General features: G+C 39.0%; 4 protein-coding genes. 3 read left to right on the forward strand and 1 reads right to left on the reverse strand.

Annotated elements, in window-relative coordinates; translation table 11 throughout:
- The 3 genes from ABFC98_00795 to ABFC98_00805 all read left to right on the forward strand — a co-directional run.
- Window positions 1–1517, forward strand: a 1517-nt coding sequence (locus tag ABFC98_00795; protein MEN6444564.1) for a hypothetical protein, incomplete at its 5' end; no start/stop codon positions are given.
- Window positions 1518–1841: 324 nt separating this feature from the next.
- Entirely contained in the window at window positions 1842–2627 is a 786-nt protein-coding gene (locus tag ABFC98_00800) for a 4Fe-4S binding protein (GenBank protein MEN6444565.1), read from the forward strand.
- Window positions 2628–3158, forward strand: coding sequence for a 4Fe-4S binding protein (locus ABFC98_00805; GenBank protein MEN6444566.1), 531 nt, complete (start codon window positions 2628–2630; stop codon window positions 3156–3158).
- Between the two features lie 136 nt (window positions 3159–3294).
- Here ABFC98_00805 and ABFC98_00810 read toward each other — a convergent pair.
- Window positions 3295–4211, reverse strand: a 917-nt coding sequence (locus tag ABFC98_00810; protein MEN6444567.1) for a FlgD immunoglobulin-like domain containing protein, incomplete at its 5' end; no start/stop codon positions are given.

The following is a 4211-nucleotide window of genomic DNA, read 5'->3' on the forward strand; positions in this document are numbered from 1 at the left end:
TTGCTTTTCTGGGTGTAGCGGGCGCCGTGCTACAGTTTAAAAAGAATAAACATAGTTTTGCTTATTTTTTGTCCGTTATCCTAATTACCACAATCGTGATGGTTTACATAATGAATCTGTCCAATGCCGAAGTGCGTGACCGGGATTACTTTTTTGTAGTTGCCTATAATATGTGGGCTATCTGGTTGGGAATGGGAGCGTTAGCATTAGTCACCCTCTGGAAAAATAAGATAGCGCGAGGCATTATTTTAGTTATAATGTGTCTTATCCCGCTAAGTAATATGATTACTCAATACAGAATCCACGATAGATCACAGGAATTCATCGCTTTGGATTACGGATTGAATTTTCTTAATTCGCTGGAAGAAAATGCCATCATTTTTACCAATGGTGATAATGACACTTTTCCTCTTTGGTATGCTCAGGCGGTTAAAGATCCTTATTCCAAAGAGAATATTTATCCTGCCCAAGATGTTTATCCCACTTTAGAAAGCAAAGCGGCAATTGCCAAAGCGATGGATTATAAAAACAAATGTCTGAAAGGCATTCGTAAAGATGTTTCCGTTGCCAATCTTTCCCTGCTTAATACTGCTTGGTATATACGACAACTACGCGATAAAGAAGGAGTGCTTTTTTCCATTCCGGATGAGCAATTAGATAATCTCCAACCTCAAAAAGTGCAAGAACCGCTGGTCATACCCGGTCCTCCGGATAATCCCGCAATGGGTTTTACAATGCAAATTCCAGAAACAGCTGAATGGAGACAAGATGAACCTTTCTATCGTGTTTCGGATTTGGCGGTTATGCAAATCATCAAAGATAATTACGGCAAGCGTCCAATTTATTTTGCCGTGACTTGTGAAAGTTTTGTTAATTTTGAGGACTATGTTCGTAACGAAGGAATGGTTTCCAGAATCGTTAACACCGGCGGAGCTGAAAAAATCAACCCCAAGCGTTTATTGAACAATATAGATAGGATTTACAGTTATCGCTCCATAGATAATAAAAGGGTATATAAAGACGATAATATGACTCGTTTGGTGATGAATTACGGTTCTGGCTATGTGCGTGCCGCCAATTACTTCGTAGATACGGGAAATTATCCTATGGCGATGGAATATATAAATAAAGCCAAAAAATTCGTGCAAGACGATATAAAGCTGACAGAATTTTACATCAACTACTACAGCAAAACGGGTCAATGGGACAAACTGGATAGTTTTATCACCAACACCATTGTTCCATATCCTGAGGGCTGGAAAATTTATCTTAGCTACATAATTGCCTATATGGTGGATAATTATCCAGAAAAAACCCTGCTATATTTAAGAAAAGGGTTGTTGCTATTTCCAGATCAGGAATATTTCGCCCAACTTGCATTAGGTTATGCACGCGAATATAAGGATTTCGATAATATCCGTAAACTTTTAACCGAAGTGCAAGCCAAACTGACTTATGACATTAACGGTTATTTATCGGATTTGACGGAACTCTCTAAAACCGAATCAAAGCCCTAAAAAGATTATTAACAGAAGGATACATCTTCCCTACGCCCAACCCGTATGCAAACCGTAACCATCCCGTAACCATCCCGTATCAAACACGGGAAGGTTACGGGATAATATTGATATATATATTGGTTAGGTGTAGGGAAGAAATGAAAGTATATCTTTGCCAGAGAGATACGATAATATTTTGGCAATAGGCATCGGATTCCCAGTTTGCGCAAGCTATATCGCGTTATCCTCATTGGGACTGAAAGATTGCAGATTGGCGATTGAAAAGAGCTAAAAATGGAATAGAAGGCATCTGGCAAGAATAAATATGAGGTTATCATTTTTATGCGCATTACTCATAGTGTAATAAAAATCAGGTCTTTAATCCAGCTCGTTTTTTTATTGCTGGCGGTTGCCTTTTTCATTGGCATCATTTATTGGGGTTTACCCTATACGATCCATCATATATGCCCCTATGCCATTGTTTGTTTTGGTGTAAGTAATAGGTTTGTTAAAACGGTTTTTGCTTTAACGATTGCCTTCAGCTTTTTAATATTGGTTTTATCTATTTTCTACGGTCGTATTTTTTGTGGATGGATTTGCCCTCTCGGAACCATTCAAGAGTTGCTGTTTATGCTGAACTATAAAAAGAAAAAGCGGAGAAAACAAATTCCTCTTTATCTGGAGAGGCATTTTGCCAAATTTAAATATATTGTTCTTGCCCTAACGGTAATTTTATCCTTGCTGGGTTTTAATTATCTTTTTATCCACTCCTGCCCTATTTTTGCCCTTTCCATTTTACCCTCCATTGCAATATCTGGATTGATCGTGGTGCTCGTAATATTGGTGGGAGGTATATTTTGGGAGCGGTTTTGGTGCCGATTTTTATGCCCCTATGCCGCTCTTTTGAATCTTTTTCAAATGTTAAGTAAAATGCTTCATTTACCTCGTTTAATGATGCATCGGAATCTGGAACGCTGTAATGATTGCGGAATATGCTCTCAAAACTGCCCAATGAATATTAACCTAACGCAAACTGAATTTGTAGATAATCCCAATTGTATCCTCTGTTTTCGGTGCGCTCAAAAATGCCCTAAACCAGATACAATCAGATGGGAAAAGGAACAATAAATGAGAACTTTTTTGCAAGTGACCGTCCTATTGCTTTTGGCAACTATCCTTATTTATCTTTTCTACATAGCTTTGGCACCGGAAAAAACAGCCAAAGTGGAATCAATTTCACCGAGATATACACTCAAAGACAGTATAACTACAAATGATCCTGCGGCTCAGAACAAAGAAAACAGCGTGGAAAATGAAAATAATACTCCCGCTTCCAAATCGCCAAATATGGCTAAAACCACACCTAACGAACCAAAAAATGACTTCTCAAATAAAGAAGATAATATCGCTGATGCCACTTCCATTACATCCAAAATGGCAGAAACGGTGGCTGCAACTGACAAAATTGTATATGCCGTAGATAATGACATTTGCATTGGTTGCAAACTTTGCGTCCGCATTTGCCCCGCTAAAGCCATTACCCTAAAAAACGGAAAAGCGGTTATTGACAAAGAAAAATGCACTGGTTGCGGAAATTGTGCCAATGGAGATGGCAAGAATTTTCTGGGCTGTCCCGTTGCCGCCATTGCTAAGTCCTGAGCTTTAGCAGGAGTTTGCCATAGAGCTGTAATTTTTTTTCTTACAGGAAAACGGTGTTGTTTGGTAACAAAAAAAGCGGAGGATTTGCATCCTCCGGCTACATAAAAAAACGGAGGACTTGCGTCCTCCGATTATATTATTTCTTTAGAACCATTTTCTTGGTTTCTGTATAGTTTCCTGCTTTCATTTTATAAAAATAAATCCCGCTGGAAACAGATCTATTGTTACTGTCCGTTCCATCCCAAGTTACCGTATGTTCACCTGGCTCTAAGGGTTTATTTACCAATGTCTTCACTTTCTGTCCCAAAATATTGTAGATGAGCAGTTCCACCTTAGTGTTTTCTTTCAAGCTGAAACTGATGGCGGTGCTCGGATTGAAAGGATTGGGATAACAACCTTTCAAAGCAGTTATGGTAGTAACAACAGGATCCTCGTTAGCAACTGGTTTTCCGGTTCCGGAAAGGGGAATGGAATTTACCAAAGCATTGGGATCATCTGAACTGATATTTACGGAGCCACTATAAGCAATGTTTTGGAGGGGTAAGAAATTTACATTAAATGAGAATGTTTGCCCGGCAAGAAGGATATAATTCAATATCTGAGTAGTCATAGAGAGTTCACCCAAAGAAAAAGGCGCTTCAGTAGTAATAGTTCCCAGCATTGAAGCGGTTCCAGTATTGGAAATAGTAATCTCCCGGGAAGCAAAGGTATTAGTTGTAACCTGTCCAAAATTGATATCCTGAACATCAATTACACAAACTGGAACTCCTGTTTGGCCTCCTGTGGCAGGAAAAACAATATCGTCAAGCCAGGCACAATCGCTACCTTGTGAAGTTGTGCTGTTTTTTAGATATTCCCATTTGAAAATGTTAGTTCCAGCGGTCACAGGGAATGTAACTTGACTCCAAACATCGCTTGTTCCGCTCCATTGATATTGTAATATCCCATTTATGTAGAATTTAAGAAAATCACCATTAAGCTCGGAAGAGACCTTTTTCCAAAAAGAGATGTCTCCCTCTTGTGGGCTTTCGTAAGATAAACTAATTGAGCTGC

This window comes from Candidatus Cloacimonas sp., from assembly GCA_039680785.1.
Taxonomy (GTDB): domain Bacteria; phylum Cloacimonadota; class Cloacimonadia; order Cloacimonadales; family Cloacimonadaceae; genus Cloacimonas.

Bases quoted from the DNA above. Each gene is read 5' to 3' on its own strand.
- ABFC98_00805 (MEN6444566.1), top strand. From the start codon at position 2,628: ATGAGAACTTTTTTGCAAGTGACCGTCCTATTGCTTTTGGCAACTATC.
- ABFC98_00800 (MEN6444565.1), top strand. From the start codon at position 1,842: ATGCGCATTACTCATAGTGTAATAAAAATCAGGTCTTTAATCCAGCTC.